Genomic DNA, 14,420 nt, shown 5'->3' with positions numbered 1-14,420 from the left:
GCAAGGAGTACGCCCATGAGCAAGCCCACGCCCATCTCCGGCTTCCCGGAGTGGACCCCCGGCCAGCGGATGATCGAGCAGTTCGTGCTCGAGAAGATCCGGGACACCTTCGAGCTGTACGGCTTCGCCCCGCTGGAGACGCGCGCGGTGGAGCCACTGGACCAGCTGCTGCGCAAGGGCGAGACCTCGAAGGAGGTCTACGTGATCCGGCGGCTGCACGCCGACGCCGAGGGTTCGGGCGGTGACGACCAGCTCGGCCTGCACTTCGACCTGACCGTGCCGTTCGCCCGGTACGTGCTGGAGAACGCCGGCAAGCTGGCCTTCCCGTTCCGCCGCTACCAGATCCAGAAGGTGTGGCGGGGTGAGCGGCCGCAGGAGGGCCGCTACCGGGAGTTCGTCCAGGCCGACATCGACATCGTCGACCGGGACACCCTGGCCCCGCACCACGAGGCGGAGATGCCGCTGGTGATCGGGGACGCGCTGCGCTCGCTGCCGATCCCGCCGGTGACGATCCAGGTCAACAACCGCAAGATCTGCGAGGGCTTCTACCGGGGCATCGGGCTGACCGACCCGGAGGCGGCGCTGCGCGCCGTGGACAAGCTCGACAAGATCGGCCCGGCGAAGGTGGCCGAGCTGCTGGCACAGACCGCCGGAGCGAGCGAGGCGCAGGCCAAGGCGTGCCTGGCGCTGGCCGAGATCTCCGCTCCGGACGCGTCGTTCGCCGACGCCGTCCGCGCGCTCGGGGTGACCGACCCGCTGCTCGACGAGGGCATCGAGGAGCTGGTCCGGGTGGTGGAGACCGCGGCCGAGCACTCGCCCGGTCTCTGCGTGGCGGACCTGCGCATCGCCCGTGGCCTGGATTACTACACGGGCACCGTCTACGAGACTCAGCTGCGCGGCTACGAGCGGTTCGGCTCGATCTGCTCCGGCGGCCGGTACGACAACCTGGCCACTGCCGGCGCCACCTCGTACCCCGGGGTGGGGATCTCGATCGGGGTGACCCGGCTGCTCGGCCTGCTCTTCGGTGCGGGTGAGCTGTCGATCTCCCGCGAGGTGCCGACCGCCGTGCTCGTCGCGGTGACCAGCGAGGAGCAGCGCACGTCCAGCAACCGGGTGGCCGAGGCATTGCGGCGGCGCGGGGTGCCGACCGAGGTGTCGCCGAGCGCGGCGAAGTTCGGCAAGCAGATCCGCTACGCCGAGCGGCGGGGCATCCCGTACGTCTGGTTCCCGGGGGCCGACGGTGCGCCGGACGAGGTGAAGGACATCCGCTCGGGCGAGCAGGTCACGGCCGTTGCGGGGGAGTGGATGCCGCTCCAGGAAGACGTCAAGCCGTTGGTCAGGTGACTCTCACAACTGGCGCACACGGCCGCGGGGACCTACGGTAGCGTAAGTTACGCCACCGTAGGGAGCTTCTCGTGACCATGAGTACCACAATGAGTCAGACCGCACTCCTCGTCGAGTTGGAGCCGGTGGTTGCGCGCAACCTCGACCGCCACCTCACACTGGCCAAGGAGTGGTTCCCGCACGAGTACGTGCCGTGGAGCGAAGGGCGGACCTTCGACGGGCCGCTCGGCGGCGAGGCGTGGTCACCGACCGACTCCACCATCCCCGACGTGGCCCGCACCGCGCTGATCGTGAACCTGCTGACCGAGGACAACCTGCCCTCGTACCACCACGAGATCGCCACCCTGTTCGGCCGGGACGGCGCGTGGGGCACCTGGGTACACCGGTGGACCGCGGAGGAGGGCCGGCACGGCACGGCGATCCGCGACTACCTGACGGTCAGCCGGGCGGTCGACCCGGTGGCGCTGGAGCGCGCCCGGATGACGCACATGTCGGAGGGTTACACCAACGCCCACGGCGAAGAGGTGCTGCACTCGCTGGCGTACGTCTCGTTCCAGGAGCTGGCCACCCGCATCTCGCACCGCAACACCGGCAAGGCCACCGGCGACCCCGCCTGCGAGGCGCTGCTGGCCCGGGTGGCCGCCGACGAGAACCTGCACATGGTCTTCTACCGCAACCTGCTCGCCGCCTCGTTCGAGCTGGCCCCGAGTCAGGCCATGCGGGCCGTCGCCGACGTGGTGGCCGACTTTCAGATGCCGGGCAGTGGCATCGAGGGTTTCGCCCGCAAGTCGGTGGCGATCGCCCTGGCCGGCATCTACGACCTGCGCCAGCACCGCGACGAGGTGCTGCAGCCGGTGCTGCGTCAGTGGGACGTCTTCAACGTGACCGGCCTCAACGCCGACGGCGAAGCCGCCCGCGAGGAGCTGGCCGCTCAGTTGGAAACCCTGGAGCGCGCCGCGAGCCGCTTCGAGGAGAAGCGCGACGCCCGAGCCGCCCGCCTCGCCCTCCGCTAAACCCGCACCCGCCCCGCCCGCACCCCACCCCCGCCCCGCGATCTTGCACTTGCTGCCGGGGCATATCCGCGCAGTCGCCGCATTCCGGCGACAGTAAGTGCAAGATCGCGGGGTGGGGGTGGGTGGGGTTAGGCAGCGGTGAGGGGGAAGAGGAGGCAGGTGCTGGTGGCGTGGGCTATCAGGCGGGCGTTCGCGTCGGTGATGCGGGCCTCGGCCAGGGCCGTGCGGCGGCCGCTCTGCAGCACCGTGCCCTCGCAGCGCAGCGTGCCACTGTCGACGGTGACCGGGCGGAGGAACTTCACGTTGAGGTCCAGCGAGGTGTAGCCGAGGCCGGCGGGCAGCGTGGTGTGCACGGCGCAGCCGGCGGCGGTGTCGAGCAGCGTCGAGAGGACGCCACCGTGGACGGTGCCGAGCGGGTTGTAGTGGAACTCCTGCGGCATCAGCTCGACGACGACCCGCCCCTCGTCGGCCTCCATCCGGGCCATGTCGATCAGGTGCATCACCGGCGGCGCGGCCAACTCACCGGCGATCATCGCCCGGAGCATGTCGAGGCCGCTTCGCCGACCGACCTGGGCCGCGTTGGTCGCCGGGTCCGACCAGGTGAAGGTACGACTGCGCGCCGGTTCCTGCGTCTGCGTCATGGACGCAGCCTCGCAGCATCTTGCTGAGTCTGTCAACGAGACCTAGCCTGGTCGGATGCGACCCGCGGCACTGGACTGGTCGGTGGAGAACTGCACCATCGCCCGCACGATGGAGATCCTCGGCGAGCGGTGGACCCTGGTGGTGCTCCGCGAGGTGTTCACCGGCGTGCGCCGCTTCGACGACATGCGGGTGCGCACCGGCATTCCGCGTCAGGTGCTGACGAACCGGCTGGCCACCCTGGTGGAGCAGGGGGTGCTGAGTCGCGAGCCGTACCGGGAGCCCGGCAGCCGGCTGCGCCACGAGTACCGCTTGACGGAGAAGGGCCTGGACCTGTGGCCGGTGCTGGTCGCCGTGCTCGGGTGGGGCGACCGGTACCTCGCCGACCCGGAAGGCTCGCCGCTGAGCGTCGCTCACCGTGACTGTGGCGCGCCGGTACGCGTCGAGTTGCGATGTGCCGACGGGCACGACGTGGGTCAGTCACGCGACGTGGTGTCCCGCCCGGGTCCCGGCGCCCGCCGTCGTACCCCCTGACGGGCGGCACTCGCGCCATCCGGGGTCTTCGGGCATCGATGATCGTGCCCGCCCAAAATGGATCCGGCGTCGATTTGGTGTGACGGTGCTTGTTCGCCAGCGTGTCAGTGGTGTTGCGGCGATGTGACCGGCCAAGATCGGCGAATCCGGGCGAAACCAAGCCTTGTCAATGATCTTAAGTATGTGAATACTTCAGTTCACTCGGCCGGTTTCCCCAGATCGGCCGGGTTGCCCCCCTCGGGTTCGCCGCCCCCGGCGTGACCCGACCCCCCGCCCAGGAGGTTTATTACATGCGACCCACGAGGTCCTCATTCCGCGTCGCGGCCACCGTCGCCGTGTCCGGAACCCTGGTCGTCGGCACGCTCATCGGCGCGCCCGCCCAGGCCGCTCCCGCAGCCTCGCCCGATGCCGCTGCCGCAATCTCCGCTCAGCTCGGCGACCGCTCCGCCGGCTCGTACATCGACGCCAGCGGCAAGTCCGTCGTCACGGTGACCGACGCGGCCGCCGCCAGCAAGGCGAGCAAGGCCGGCGCTGCCGTCCGCTACGTCACCCGCGGTGCGGCCGAGCTCAACCGGGCCACCTCCGACCTGGAGCGCTCCGCCAAGATCCCGGGCACCGCCTGGTGGAGTGACCCGGTCACCAACCAGGTCGTCGTCTCCGTGGACAGCACCGTCACCGGTGCCAAGCTGGAGCGGGTCAAGGCCGCCGCCGCGCGGGCCAACGGCGCGGTCCGGGTCGAGGCCGAGGCCGGCGTGCTGAGCACCCGGATCTCCGGTGGCCAGGCCATCTACGCCGGTGGCGGCGGGCGTTGCTCGCTCGGCTTCAACGTGCGCAGCGGCAGCACCTACTACTTCGTGACCGCCGGGCACTGCACCAACATCTCGGCGAACTGGTACTCGAACTCGGCCCAGTCGGCGCTGATCGGCACCCGTACCGGCACGAGCTTCCCGGGCAACGACTACGGCATCGTGCGGCACAGCAACTCGGCCAACGCCGCCGGGAACGTCTACCTCTACAACGGCAGCTACCGGGACATCACCGGCTCCGGCAACGCCTCCGTCGGGCAGTCGGTGCAGCGCTCCGGCAGCACCACCGGCCTTCGTAGCGGCTCGGTGAACGCGACCAACGCCACGGTGAACTACGCCGAGGGCTCGGTCTCCGGTCTGATCCGCACCAACGTCTGCGCCGAGCCGGGCGACAGCGGCGGCTCGCTGTTCAGCGGCGGCACCGCCCTGGGCATGACCTCTGGCGGTAGCGGCAACTGCAGCAGCGGCGGCACGACCTACTTCCAGCCGGTCACCGAGGCCCTGAGCCGTTACGGCGTCAGCGTCTTCTGATCCAGTAACCGCCAGCGGGCCGCCGGAATCCTCCGGCGGCCCGTTCGCTGTCCTGGCCCACGACTCCGGCCGTACTCGGCACCCCTGGCGATCAGCGGGACCCGGACGGTCCCGATCGCCGCGCAGAGGCCAGCGCGGCGAGCACGGCGGCCAGTGGCACGACCGCCTCGCCGGCCGCCAACAGCCGCTCCGTCAGCCCGATCCATGCCCCGTCGGCGAAGAACTCGACGGCGAACCAGCCGAGCAGCCCGAGCAGGACCGCCGCCACCGCGAGCGCTGTCCAGCGCGCGGTTCCGCTCGGGGCTGACCCGTCGGGCGGCTGGCGCTGATCCCGACCGAGGGACGGCGCCGCTCCGCGGGGCACGGCCAGGGCGGGCCAGACAGCCAACGCCCCGAACGCCACACCGGCGGCGACGACGTGTGTCGTCGAGCCGCCCGGGCGCTGTGGGAAGGCGACCAGCACCAGGGTGGCCAGCCCGCCCAGCGCGAGCAGCCCTCGGCCCGCCGGCGCGGCAGTGACCAGACCGAGCGCGGTTATCAGGTGGCAGAGGCCCAGGCCGGCCAGCCCGATCGTCATGATCCAGCGATGGTCCGCACCCGTGGCGGCAAGCGCGCTGATGGTCTGCCGGACCGGGTCGAACCCGGCGGGTTGGGCGGCCTGCGCCAGCGTCCAGCCCCCGATGAGAAACAGTGGTGCGCCAACGGCTGACACCAGGGCCCAGCGGGGGACGGCGGACATCGGGCGATCGTAGCGGTGCGGACCGTCACGGAGTGGGCCCGTGGGTTGGCCGAAGCGGATCCGGAGGTACGACGCCGCCTGTCGGTAGTTCCGGGCCGATGGGTACGGCGCCGCCAGCGGCCCACACGAGGTGCGCCCGGCGGGCGGAGAGGACCGCCAGCAGGGGCCAGAGCGACACGGCCACCGCCGTCACGCGCTCGGCCAACCCGGTCCGGGACCCACTGGTCACCTCAAACGCGAACCAGCCGAAGAGGGCGAGCAGCACGACCGTGGCACTGAGCCCCACCCCCCGGCGAAACGCCCAGGGCGGCTCGGGTACGGCCGGATGCGCGGCGTCCCGCCCGCGCGGCAGTCGGAGCGCCGAACCGGCCGGCCAGAGCGCCAGGGCGAGGACGGCCACGGTCGCCGCGATGCCGTGGCTGAGGGAACCGCCGACCGTCGGCCGGGGGAACGCGACCAGCGCGATCGTTGCCACCCCGCCGACGGCGAGCAGGAAGCGGCTCGGCAACCCGGCGGCGTGCAGCGCGGCAGCGATCGCCAGATAGCAGCAGCCGAGCAGCGCCAGACAGCTGATCATGATCCAGGCGTCGGTGGCGTCGTGCCCGGCCAACTCGCTGATGGTGTCCCGGACCGGGTCGTAGTCGGTGGGCTGTCGGGCTTCCGCGACCGTCCAGCCGCCCACCAGCAGCAGGGGCCCGGCCACCGCCGTGGCGACGGCCCAGTTCGGTACGGCGCGCATTTCGCCACGTTAACCGGCGTGGCAGCCGGCTGAATCGGGTTCGCCGGTTCGCCCCACCAGCGAATCGGGCCGGCCTGCCGGGTGCCCCGGAGGCAGGGCGGCCACCCCTGACAGAATGCTGGTGAGGACTGTTCCACGATGAGGAGTTGCCAGCCGTGATCCGTACCCACAATGCCGGAAGCCTGCGCGCCGCGGACGCCGGCTCGACGGTGACGCTCGCCGGGTGGGTGGCCCGCCGGCGCGACCACGGCGGGGTCATCTTCGTCGACCTGCGCGACGGCTCCGGTGTTGTCCAGGTGGTGTTCCGCGAGGAGGACGCGCACGCGCTGCGCAACGAGTTCTGTGTGAAGGTCACCGGCGAGGTGACCCGCCGGCCGGCCGGCAACGAGAACCCGGAGCTGCCTACCGGCGACGTCGAGGTGACCGCCGTCGAGCTGGAGGTGCTTTCCGAGGCCGCCCCGCTGCCGCTGCCGGTGGACGACCAGATCGAGGCCGGTGACGACCTCCGGCTCAGGTACCGCTACCTGGACCTGCGCCGCAGCGGCCCGGCGAACGCGCTGCGGCTGCGCTCGCGCGCCAGCCACCTCGCCCGGGGCGTGCTGCACGAGCGGGACTTCCTGGAGATCGAGACGCCGACGCTGACCCGCTCGACGCCGGAGGGGGCCCGCGACTTCCTGGTGCCGGTCCGCCTTCAGCCCGGCAGCTGGTATGCCCTGCCGCAGTCGCCACAGCTGTTCAAGCAGCTGCTGATGGTCGGCGGTATGGAGCGGTACTACCAGATCGCCCGCTGCTACCGGGACGAGGACTTCCGCGCCGATCGCCAGCCGGAGTTCACCCAGCTCGACATCGAGATGTCCTTCGTCACCGAGGACGACGTGATCGACCTCGGCGAGGCGATCGTCTCGGCGCTCTGGAAGGACCTGGCCGGGCACGAGATCAGCCGGCCGATCCCGCGGATCACCTGGCACGACGCGATGGCCCGGTACGGCTCCGACAAGCCGGACCTGCGCTACGGGGTCGAGCTGACCGAGCTGACCGACTACCTGCGGGGCACCGAGTTCCGGGTCTTCGCCGGGGCGATCGACGCGGGCGGTTACGTCGGCGCGGTCGTGATGCCGGGCGGCGCGGCGCAGAGCCGCAAGGAGCTGGACGGTTGGCAGGACTGGGCCAAGGCGCGTGGCGCGCGTGGCCTGGCGTACGTGGTGCTGGACGCCGAGACTGGTGAGGCGCGCGGCCCGGTGGCCAAGAACCTGTCCGCCGAGCACCTGGGCGGGCTCGCCGACGCGGTCGGCGCGAAGCCGGGCGACGCGGTGTTCTTCGCCGCCAGCGGCACCAGCCGGGAGGCGCAGGAGCTGCTCGGTGCGGCTCGGGTCGAGATCGCCAAGCGGTCCGGGCTGATCGACGAGAGCGCCTGGGCGTTCTGCTGGGTGGTCGACGCGCCGATGTTCGAACGCACGGACGACGGCGGCTGGACGGCCGTGCACCACCCGTTCACCTCGCCCAACTCGGAGTGGGTCGACCGGTTCGAGGAGGCGCCGGACCGCGCTCTGGCGTACGCGTACGACATCGTCTGCAACGGCAACGAGATCGGCGGCGGGTCGATCCGTATCCACCGGGGTGACGTGCAGAAGCGGGTCTTCGACCTGCTCGGCATCACCCCCGAGGAGGCGCAGGACAAGTTCGGCTTCCTGCTGGAGGCGTTCAAGTACGGCGCCCCGCCGCACGGCGGCATCGCGTTCGGCTGGGACCGGGTCTGCATGCTGCTCGCCGGCGCGGACTCCATCCGTGAGGTCATCGCCTTCCCGAAGACCAGGGGCGGCTTCGACCCGCTGACCGGCGCGCCGACGCCGATCACCGCCCAGCAGCGCACCGAGGCCGGCATCGACGCCAAGCCCAAGCCCCCAGCCACCCCCCACACCGGCACCGCCGGCGTGGCAGCCCCGGTAGCCGACCCGGTCTAACCCCCCACCCCCCACCTGCTTGGTTGATCAAGAGGTTTGCGTCATCATCGCCCCGCGAGATGACGCAAACCTCTTGATCAATGGCGACGGGGGAGTGGGCTGGGATGCGGGTGCTTGTTGTTGGGGGTAGTGGGCTTCTCGGCGCGGAGGTGTGTCGGCGGGGCGTCAGCGCCGGGTTGTCGGTGGTGGGGACGTTCCACTCCGGCTACATCACCGCGCCGGGCGTTGCCGGGCGGCGGCTGGACGTGACCGACCGGGCCGCGGTGCGCGCGCTGGTCGCCGAGGTGCGGCCGGATGCCGTGGTCGGGACCCCCTACCGGTACGACGACTGGGCGGTCACCGCAGACGGGGCCGCGCACGTGGCGGTCGCCGCCGCCGAGGTGGGGGCCCGGCTGGTGCACGTGTCCAGCGACGCGCTGCACGCTGGCCGTCCCACGCCCTACGCCGACGACGAGCCACCCAGCCCGGTGCACGCGTACGGCGCCGCGAAGGCCGCGGCCGAGACCGCCGTGCGGGCGATCGACCCCGGCGCGGCCCTGGTGCGTACCTCGCTGATCCTGGGGGAGGGCAGTAAGCAGATCCAGCTCTGCCGGGACGCGCTCGCCGGCCGGGCCGCCCTGTTCACCGATGAGCTCCGTTGCCCGGTCGACGTCACCGACCTGGCTGACGCCGTGCTGGAGTTGGTCGCCTCCTCGTACGCGGGTCTGCTCAACGTTGCCGGCCCCGATGCCGTCAGCCGCGCCGACCTGGGACTGCTGGTCGCGGAGCGGTTCGGCCTGGACGCGGCCGGGCTCAAGACCACCACCGGCGCTGCCACCGGCCTGGTCCGCCCCCTTGATGTACGCCTCGACTCCTCCCGCGCCGCGGGCCTGCTGCGGACCCGGCTGCGGGGGGTGCGCGAACTCCTTGCTCCCTGAGCACACTTCCTATGCATAAATCTTGTGCATAGGAAGTGTGCAGAGATAGTGTGCAGGAATGAGCTCCTCATCCGACGGGCCGGCCGAGCCCCGCCGCGTCCATCTGAACAGCCAGCATGTCCGCACGCTGGCCCACCCGCTGCGGATGCGGCTGCTTGGTTCGCTGCGCGTCGACGGCCCGGCAACCGCCACGGCCCTCGCCCAGAAGTTGGGCACCAACACCGGGGCTACCAGCTATCACCTGCGCCAACTCGCCGAGGTGGGGCTGGTGACCGAGGACCCCGACCGGGGCAGTAGCCGGCAGCGCTGGTGGCAGGCCGCGCACGACGTGAGCAACTTCGAGCCCACCGATTTCGACGACGACCCGGACGCCCGCGCCGCCGTCCAGTGGATCCAGGCCGACCAGGTACGTGTGATGGCCGAGCTGGCCGAGCGGTGGATGGCCGTCGAGCACCACCAGTCCCGGTCCTGGCGCGACGCCGCCGGCATGAGTGACCTGGTGCTGCCGCTCGACCCAGCTCGACTGCGTGCCCTCAGCGACGACCTGTGGGCGGTGCTGATGCGCTACCGCGACGAAGCCGTCGCCGATGCCGCGGACGTCAAACCCGTGCACGTGTTCCTGGCTGGCTTCCCGCGTCTGGACGAGCGGTGGTGAGCGCGCTGACCGTACGCCAGGTTCGGGCTCGCTACCTCACGCTGTACGGCCTGCGCTGGCTTCCCACCGGCCTCATGATTCCGGTGATGATCCTGCTCATGCAGGAGCGGGGCCTGTCGCTGCCGCAGATCGGCCTGGTCGGCACCGCGCAGGGGCTGCTGGTGCTGGCGCTGGAGCTGCCCACCGGTGGGTTCGCCGACGCCCTCGGCCGCCGACCGGTGCTGCTCGCCGCCGGAGCGATCAACCTCATCTCGCTGGCGCTGTTCGCGGTGGCCGACTCGTTCGCGCTGTTCTTCCTGGTCTGGGCATTGCAGGGGATCTACCGGGCGTTGGACAGCGGCCCGCTGGAGTCCTGGTACGTCGATGCCACCCTGGCCGCCGACCCGGATGCCGAGTATGAGCGGGGCCTCGGGTACGCCGGCACCGTCATCGGCGGTGCCATCGGCGCTGGAGCGCTGATCAGCGGTGGCCTGATCGCCCTCGGCCCGATCGGGCCGGTCAGCGCGCTCACGGCGCCCGTGCTGGTCGCCATCCTCGCGCAGGCGGCGGCGCTTGTCGCGTTGCTCGTCCTGCTGGTCGAGCAGCGGCCGGCCAGCGGAGCGGCGACGCTACGGGCCTCGGTGGCGCAGGCGCCCCGGATGATCGGCCAGGCGGTCGGGCTGCTGCGCCGGTCCCGGGTGCTGCTTGCCCTGGTGGCCGTGGAGCTGTTCTGGGGTTTCGGCATGGTCACCTTCGAGTCGCTGCTGCCCGTGCGGCTCGCCGAGGTGATCGGCAACCCGGAGCGCGCCGCCGCGCTGCTCGGACCGGCCAACTCGGCCGCCTGGATCGCCTCGGCTGCCGGCGCGGCACTGACCCCGCTGCTGCTGCGCTGGCTGGGCGCCGCACCGGGCGCGGCCCTGCTGCGCATCCTGCAGGGCGTCACGGTGGTCGGGATGGGGCTGTTCGCCGGGCCGGTCGGAGTGCTCGTGGCCTACCTCGCCTGTTACACAGTGCACGGAGCGTCCAACCCGCTGCACAATGGGCTGCTGCACCGGCAGGTCGACGGCCCGTACCGGACCAGCGTGCTCTCACTGAACTCGATGATGGCGCAGCCGGCTGGCGCGCTCGGCGGGGTGGTGCTGACCGCGCTCGCCGCCGCCACCAGCGTTGGCACCGCCATGGTGGTTGGCGCGGTGGTGTTGGCCGTCGCCGCCCCGCTCTACCTGCCCGCCTGGCTGGCCGGCCGCCAGCCCGCGGCCGATCCCGCCGAGCCGCCCGCAGTTCCCGAATCCACCGAGCCGCAGGTCGCCGGGCGTTAGGAAGGGCACCTTCGGCTACCCGAGGCGATACCAGGGGTGCCCCACCCTCAGCCGAGCCGTAGCGTGCTGAGCGGGAGGGTGTTGGTGAAGCCGAGCCGCCGGTAGAGCCGTACCGCCCCGACATTGCTCGAGTAGACGCCGAGCCCCACGGTGTCGTGGCGCGCCAGCAGCGCCCGGGTCATCCCGGTGGTCAGCGCCGCACCCAGACCTCGACCCCGTTGGTCGGGGGCGACGGTCAGGCCGGCGAGGAAGCCGATGTCACCCTGGCTGCGGTCCGCGCCGCACGCCACCAGCCGGTCGCCGGCCCGGATGCCGTACCAGGCCACCACTCGTGGGTCGCCCGGTCGGGCGGTGGTGCTCGGGAACGCCTCGTCGATCAGCGCCTCCAGCGCCGGATGGTCAGCCTCGGCGAGTCGTACCACCCGGTGCTCGTCCTCCTGCGCCGGTGGTGGCGTGTCGGTCCAGTGGAAGTCCCAGTCGTCGTGGCGGGTCACCGCGAGTCGCCCCACAAGCAGCGCGGGATCGTGCCGGGGCAGGTGCAGCCGCTGCTCCGGGCGCAGCACCCCGTCGGCGACCAGCGCGACACAGACCTCGATCGCCGGCCCAGCCGGGCCGATCGCGCAGCCGGCCGGCCCGTGCTCGGGCGGCACCAACCACAGCACGGCGCCGTCGCGCCGGTAGCCGTGCGCGGGCGTGCCCCGCCCGAGTGCGTGCCGGGCGAACGGGTGGTGGCCGACGGCGGCCAGGATGGCGCTCCGGTCCTGGAGCACCTGGTCGTCGATGATCATGCTCAGCAGCCTAGGAGTCAGCGGCCGAGCGCCTGCGCCGGGCCACCGCGGCGCAACCAAATCCATCGTGGAGATTGACGAGTCGACCGATTGGGTACATCACGCGCCGACCTACTGGGAACCCCCACCGGAGGACCGACATGCTCGCCATCCTGGCCGCCATCGTCTTTGGCTTCGCCCTGCTGATCGATTTGCTCGACACGAACTTCGGAGCACCGGACCTGTTCAACTGGAACACGCTCGTACTCCTCGGACTGTTCCTGCTCTCGCTCTACCTCGGCGGCGTGGGCAGCGGCCCGCGCGGCGGTGGCGGCGGTGGCGGCGGCCGCTGGTACCGGGGCCGGCGCCCCGGTCGTGGCTGACCGGAACCGATCACCCGTGGCGGGCCCACGGCGCGATTCCGGCGTCGTGGGCCCGGCCCGGTACTGTCTTCGTGATGGAGTCCGACGCCCTCTTCTCCCTCGGTGAACCCGCCGGGTCGCGCAGCGCGCCCGACGGTCCCGCCGGTGTCGACGGCTTTACTGCGGTGGCCGACGATTCGCCCCTGCCCGTCCGGATGCGCCCGGTGATTCTCGACGAGTTGGTCGGGCAGGACCACCTGCTCGCCCCCGGCGCCCCACTGCGGCAGTTGGTCTCCGGCGGTGCCCCGATGTCGGTGATCCTCTGGGGCCCGCCGGGCAGCGGCAAGACCACCATCGCGCACCTGGTGGCCGGGGCGACCGACCGCCGCTTCGTCGCCATGTCGGCGCTCTCCGCCGGCGTCAAGGACGTGCGGGCGGTGATCGAGGCGGCCCGTCGCCAGCGCCGCTCGGGCGGCCCGCAGACCGTGCTCTTCATCGACGAGGTGCACCGGTTCAGCAAGACCCAACAGGATTCGCTGCTCGCCGCGGTCGAGGACCGTACGGTCACGTTGCTGGCGGCGACCACCGAGAACCCGTATTTCTCGATCATCTCCCCGCTGTTGTCGCGGTGTGTGCTGCTCACCCTGCAACCGTTGGACGACGAGGCGGTCCGTGGCCTGCTGCGCCGCGCGGTCGCCGACAAGCGCGGCCTGGACGGCGCGCTGAGCCTGACCGCGGAGGCCGAGGACCACCTCGTCCGGCTCGCCGCCGGTGACGTCCGCAAGGCACTCACCGCGCTGGAGGCGGCGGCGGCCTCCGCGACGGCGCTCGGCACCGGGCGGATCGACCTCGCCACCGCCGAGCAGGCGGTCGACGTGGCGGCGGTGCGCTACGACCGCGACGGCGACGCCCACTACGACGTGGTCAGCGCCTTCATCAAGAGCATGCGCGGCTCGGACGTGGACGCCGCGGTGCACTGGCTGGCCCGCATGCTGGTCGCCGGTGAGGATGCCCGGTTCATCGCCCGCCGCCTGGTCATCTTCGCCAGCGAGGACGTGGGCATGGCCGACCCCGGGGCCTTGAGCGTGGCCACCGCGGCCGCGCACGCGGTCGAGTACGTCGGGCTGCCCGAAGCGCAGCTCAACCTGGCCCAGGCGGTGATCCACCTGGCCACCGCGCCCAAGTCGAACTCGGCCACCACCGCCATCGGTGCCGCGATCGCCGATGTGCGGGCGGGTCGCGGCGGTCCGGTGCCGCGCGGGCTGCGCGACGCGCACTACTCCGGCGCCCGAGGGCTGGGCCACGGGACCGGCTACCGCTACCCGCACGACGACCAGCGCGGCGTGGTCACCCAGCAGTACGTCCCGGACGACCTGGTGGGCACCGACTACTACCAGCCCAGCCCGCACGGCGCGGAACGATCGGTGGCCACCCGGCTGCCGCTGCTGCGCCGAATCGTGCGTGGCCTGCCGGCCCCGGCCGCCCGTCCGGAGACTCCGACAGCCGAGCCGCCTGTAACGGCGCAGACCGCGTCGGCGCTTCCTGGCGAGACCGGTCGCCCGACGACAGACACGCGCGCTCCCGGCACGATGCAGGACAGCGGCACTGAAGCCGCAGGAGAGGGTCAACAGTGAGATCGCGTGGTGGGGACCACCCGGACGAGGGCCCGGACGAGCGGCGCGATCCCCGCGCCAAGACGCGACGCTGGGGTCGAGGCCGGGCAGCCGAGGCCGAGCCGGCGGAACCGGTCGCCGGCGAGGAGTTCGGCTGGATCGACGACCTGCGCTCGGCCAAACAGCAACGCACCGAGCTGGGCCCGGACGGGGCCCCGGCAGAGCCGACCCGCCCGCGCGGGGGTGCGCCGGCAGAACCCGCCGGGCCGCGTACGGGTGCGCCGGCAGAGCCGACCGGTGCGCGCGGAGGTGCACCGGAGACCTCGGCGCCGCCCGCACCGCGCCAGAGCGACCCGGGCGGTGCGCCCGCGCGTCGACCGGTCGACGGCCCCTGGCCGGGGGAGGCGCCTCGACCCGGACGTGCTCTTCATCGGCGACGATCGGGTGCTCACCTCCGCCGGAGTGGCCGCCGGCATCGACCTCTGCCTGCACGTCATCCGCC

General features: G+C 72.1%; 14 protein-coding genes and 1 pseudogene. 11 read left to right on the top strand and 4 right to left on the bottom strand.

All coding sequences use genetic code 11. The annotated features are described in order from the left end of the window. Nucleotides 1-15 precede the first annotated feature (15 nt). Both hisS and ABZS37_RS28920 read left to right on the top strand, forming a co-directional pair. Nucleotides 16-1,344 carry a histidine--tRNA ligase gene (hisS, locus tag ABZS37_RS28925; RefSeq protein ID WP_355174121.1) on the top strand — a complete coding sequence of 443 codons (1,329 nt, stop codon included), beginning with the start codon at nt 16-18 and terminating at the stop codon, nt 1,342-1,344. 77 nt (nt 1,345-1,421) lie between these two features. Then, the gene (locus tag ABZS37_RS28920; protein WP_355174202.1) at nt 1,422-2,357 is read left to right on the top strand and encodes an acyl-ACP desaturase; all 936 of its coding nucleotides are present in this window, start codon (nt 1,422-1,424) and stop codon (nt 2,355-2,357) included. Nucleotides 2,358-2,485: 128 nt separating this feature from the next. On the opposite strand, the gene ABZS37_RS28915 is transcribed toward ABZS37_RS28920, so the two are convergent. Next, nucleotides 2,486-2,998, bottom strand: a complete 513-nt coding sequence (locus tag ABZS37_RS28915; RefSeq protein WP_355174119.1) for a PaaI family thioesterase — start codon at nt 2,996-2,998, stop codon at nt 2,486-2,488. A 55-nt stretch (nt 2,999-3,053) separates the two neighbouring features. Here ABZS37_RS28915 and ABZS37_RS28910 point away from each other — a divergent pair, with 55 nt between their 5' ends. Together ABZS37_RS28910 and ABZS37_RS28905 are read left to right on the top strand one after the other, a co-directional pair. Then, nucleotides 3,054-3,530, top strand: a complete 477-nt coding sequence (locus ABZS37_RS28910) for a helix-turn-helix domain-containing protein (RefSeq protein ID WP_355174117.1) — start codon at nt 3,054-3,056, stop codon at nt 3,528-3,530. A 290-nt stretch (nt 3,531-3,820) separates the two neighbouring features. Further along, a complete protein-coding gene (locus ABZS37_RS28905) occupies nt 3,821-4,867 on the top strand; it encodes a S1 family peptidase (RefSeq protein WP_355174115.1) in 1,047 nt (348 codons plus the stop codon). Nucleotides 4,868-4,958: 91 nt separating this feature from the next. On the opposite strand, the gene ABZS37_RS28900 is transcribed toward ABZS37_RS28905, so the two are convergent. Both ABZS37_RS28900 and ABZS37_RS28895 read right to left on the bottom strand, forming a co-directional pair. After that, nucleotides 4,959-5,606 (bottom strand): DUF998 domain-containing protein, encoded by a 648-nt coding sequence (locus tag ABZS37_RS28900; RefSeq protein WP_355174113.1) that lies wholly within the window; start codon nt 5,604-5,606, stop codon nt 4,959-4,961. A gap of 25 nt (nt 5,607-5,631) precedes the next feature. Beyond that, complete coding sequence (locus tag ABZS37_RS28895) at nt 5,632-6,345, bottom strand: DUF998 domain-containing protein (RefSeq protein WP_355174111.1); 714 nt, start codon at nt 6,343-6,345, stop codon at nt 5,632-5,634. Nucleotides 6,346-6,500: 155 nt separating this feature from the next. Between ABZS37_RS28895 and aspS the strand changes: the two genes are divergently transcribed. The 4 genes from aspS (at nt 6,501) to ABZS37_RS28875 (ending at nt 11,176) form a co-directional block, all read left to right on the top strand. Beyond that, entirely contained in the window at nt 6,501-8,306 is a 1,806-nt protein-coding gene (gene aspS / locus ABZS37_RS28890) for an aspartate--tRNA ligase (protein WP_355174109.1), read from the top strand. Nucleotides 8,307-8,410: 104 nt separating this feature from the next. After that, on the top strand, nt 8,411-9,223 hold the full coding sequence (locus ABZS37_RS28885; RefSeq protein WP_355174107.1) for a sugar nucleotide-binding protein: 813 nt from the start codon (nt 8,411-8,413) through the stop codon (nt 9,221-9,223). Between the two features lie 58 nt (nt 9,224-9,281). Next, a complete protein-coding gene (locus ABZS37_RS28880) occupies nt 9,282-9,878 on the top strand; it encodes a helix-turn-helix domain-containing protein (RefSeq protein ID WP_355174105.1) in 597 nt (198 codons plus the stop codon). Further along, nucleotides 9,872-11,176, top strand: coding sequence for an MFS transporter (locus ABZS37_RS28875; RefSeq protein ID WP_355174103.1), 1,305 nt, complete (start codon nt 9,872-9,874; stop codon nt 11,174-11,176). The genes ABZS37_RS28880 and ABZS37_RS28875 overlap by 7 nt, the downstream gene beginning before the upstream one ends. Nucleotides 11,177-11,223: 47 nt before the next feature. Here ABZS37_RS28875 and ABZS37_RS28870 read toward each other — a convergent pair whose 3' ends face one another. Continuing rightward, on the bottom strand, nt 11,224-11,964 hold the full coding sequence (locus ABZS37_RS28870; RefSeq protein ID WP_355174101.1) for a GNAT family N-acetyltransferase: 741 nt from the start codon (nt 11,962-11,964) through the stop codon (nt 11,224-11,226). A 140-nt stretch (nt 11,965-12,104) separates the two neighbouring features. Between ABZS37_RS28870 and ABZS37_RS28865 the strand changes: the two genes are divergently transcribed. The 3 genes and pseudogenes from ABZS37_RS28865 to ABZS37_RS28855 all read left to right on the top strand — a co-directional run. Continuing rightward, on the top strand, nt 12,105-12,326 hold the full coding sequence (locus tag ABZS37_RS28865; RefSeq protein WP_355174099.1) for a hypothetical protein: 222 nt from the start codon (nt 12,105-12,107) through the stop codon (nt 12,324-12,326). A 74-nt stretch (nt 12,327-12,400) separates the two neighbouring features. Next, complete coding sequence (locus ABZS37_RS28860) at nt 12,401-13,939, top strand: replication-associated recombination protein A (RefSeq protein WP_355174097.1); 1,539 nt, start codon at nt 12,401-12,403, stop codon at nt 13,937-13,939. A gap of 384 nt (nt 13,940-14,323) precedes the next feature. Next, nucleotides 14,324-14,420 (top strand): annotated as a pseudogene (locus ABZS37_RS28855) (AraC family transcriptional regulator); the annotation flags it as partial.

Origin of the sequence: Micromonospora sp. NPDC005413 (assembly GCF_040606435.1) — a bacterium.
In the GTDB taxonomy this organism is placed as follows: Bacteria; Actinomycetota; Actinomycetes; order Mycobacteriales; family Micromonosporaceae; genus Micromonospora.
Note: the sequence above shows the minus strand (reverse complement) of the source record. Positions and strands in the feature narration are given on the sequence as shown.

Coding starts and splice junctions, on each gene's coding strand:
- ABZS37_RS28860 (WP_355174097.1), top strand. CDS start 12,401: ATGGAGTCCGACGCCCTCTTCTCCCTCGGTGAACCCGCCGGGTCGCGC.
- ABZS37_RS28915 (WP_355174119.1), bottom strand. CDS start 2,998: ATGACGCAGACGCAGGAACCGGCGCGCAGTCGTACCTTCACCTGGTCG.
- hisS (WP_355174121.1), top strand. CDS start 16: ATGAGCAAGCCCACGCCCATCTCCGGCTTCCCGGAGTGGACCCCCGGC.
- ABZS37_RS28895 (WP_355174111.1), bottom strand. CDS start 6,345: ATGCGCGCCGTACCGAACTGGGCCGTCGCCACGGCGGTGGCCGGGCCC.
- ABZS37_RS28880 (WP_355174105.1), top strand. CDS start 9,282: ATGAGCTCCTCATCCGACGGGCCGGCCGAGCCCCGCCGCGTCCATCTG.
- ABZS37_RS28905 (WP_355174115.1), top strand. CDS start 3,821: ATGCGACCCACGAGGTCCTCATTCCGCGTCGCGGCCACCGTCGCCGTG.
- ABZS37_RS28870 (WP_355174101.1), bottom strand. CDS start 11,964: ATGATCATCGACGACCAGGTGCTCCAGGACCGGAGCGCCATCCTGGCC.
- ABZS37_RS28910 (WP_355174117.1), top strand. CDS start 3,054: ATGCGACCCGCGGCACTGGACTGGTCGGTGGAGAACTGCACCATCGCC.
- ABZS37_RS28865 (WP_355174099.1), top strand. CDS start 12,105: ATGCTCGCCATCCTGGCCGCCATCGTCTTTGGCTTCGCCCTGCTGATC.
- ABZS37_RS28885 (WP_355174107.1), top strand. CDS start 8,411: ATGCGGGTGCTTGTTGTTGGGGGTAGTGGGCTTCTCGGCGCGGAGGTG.
- ABZS37_RS28900 (WP_355174113.1), bottom strand. CDS start 5,606: ATGTCCGCCGTCCCCCGCTGGGCCCTGGTGTCAGCCGTTGGCGCACCA.
- ABZS37_RS28920 (WP_355174202.1), top strand. CDS start 1,422: ATGAGTACCACAATGAGTCAGACCGCACTCCTCGTCGAGTTGGAGCCG.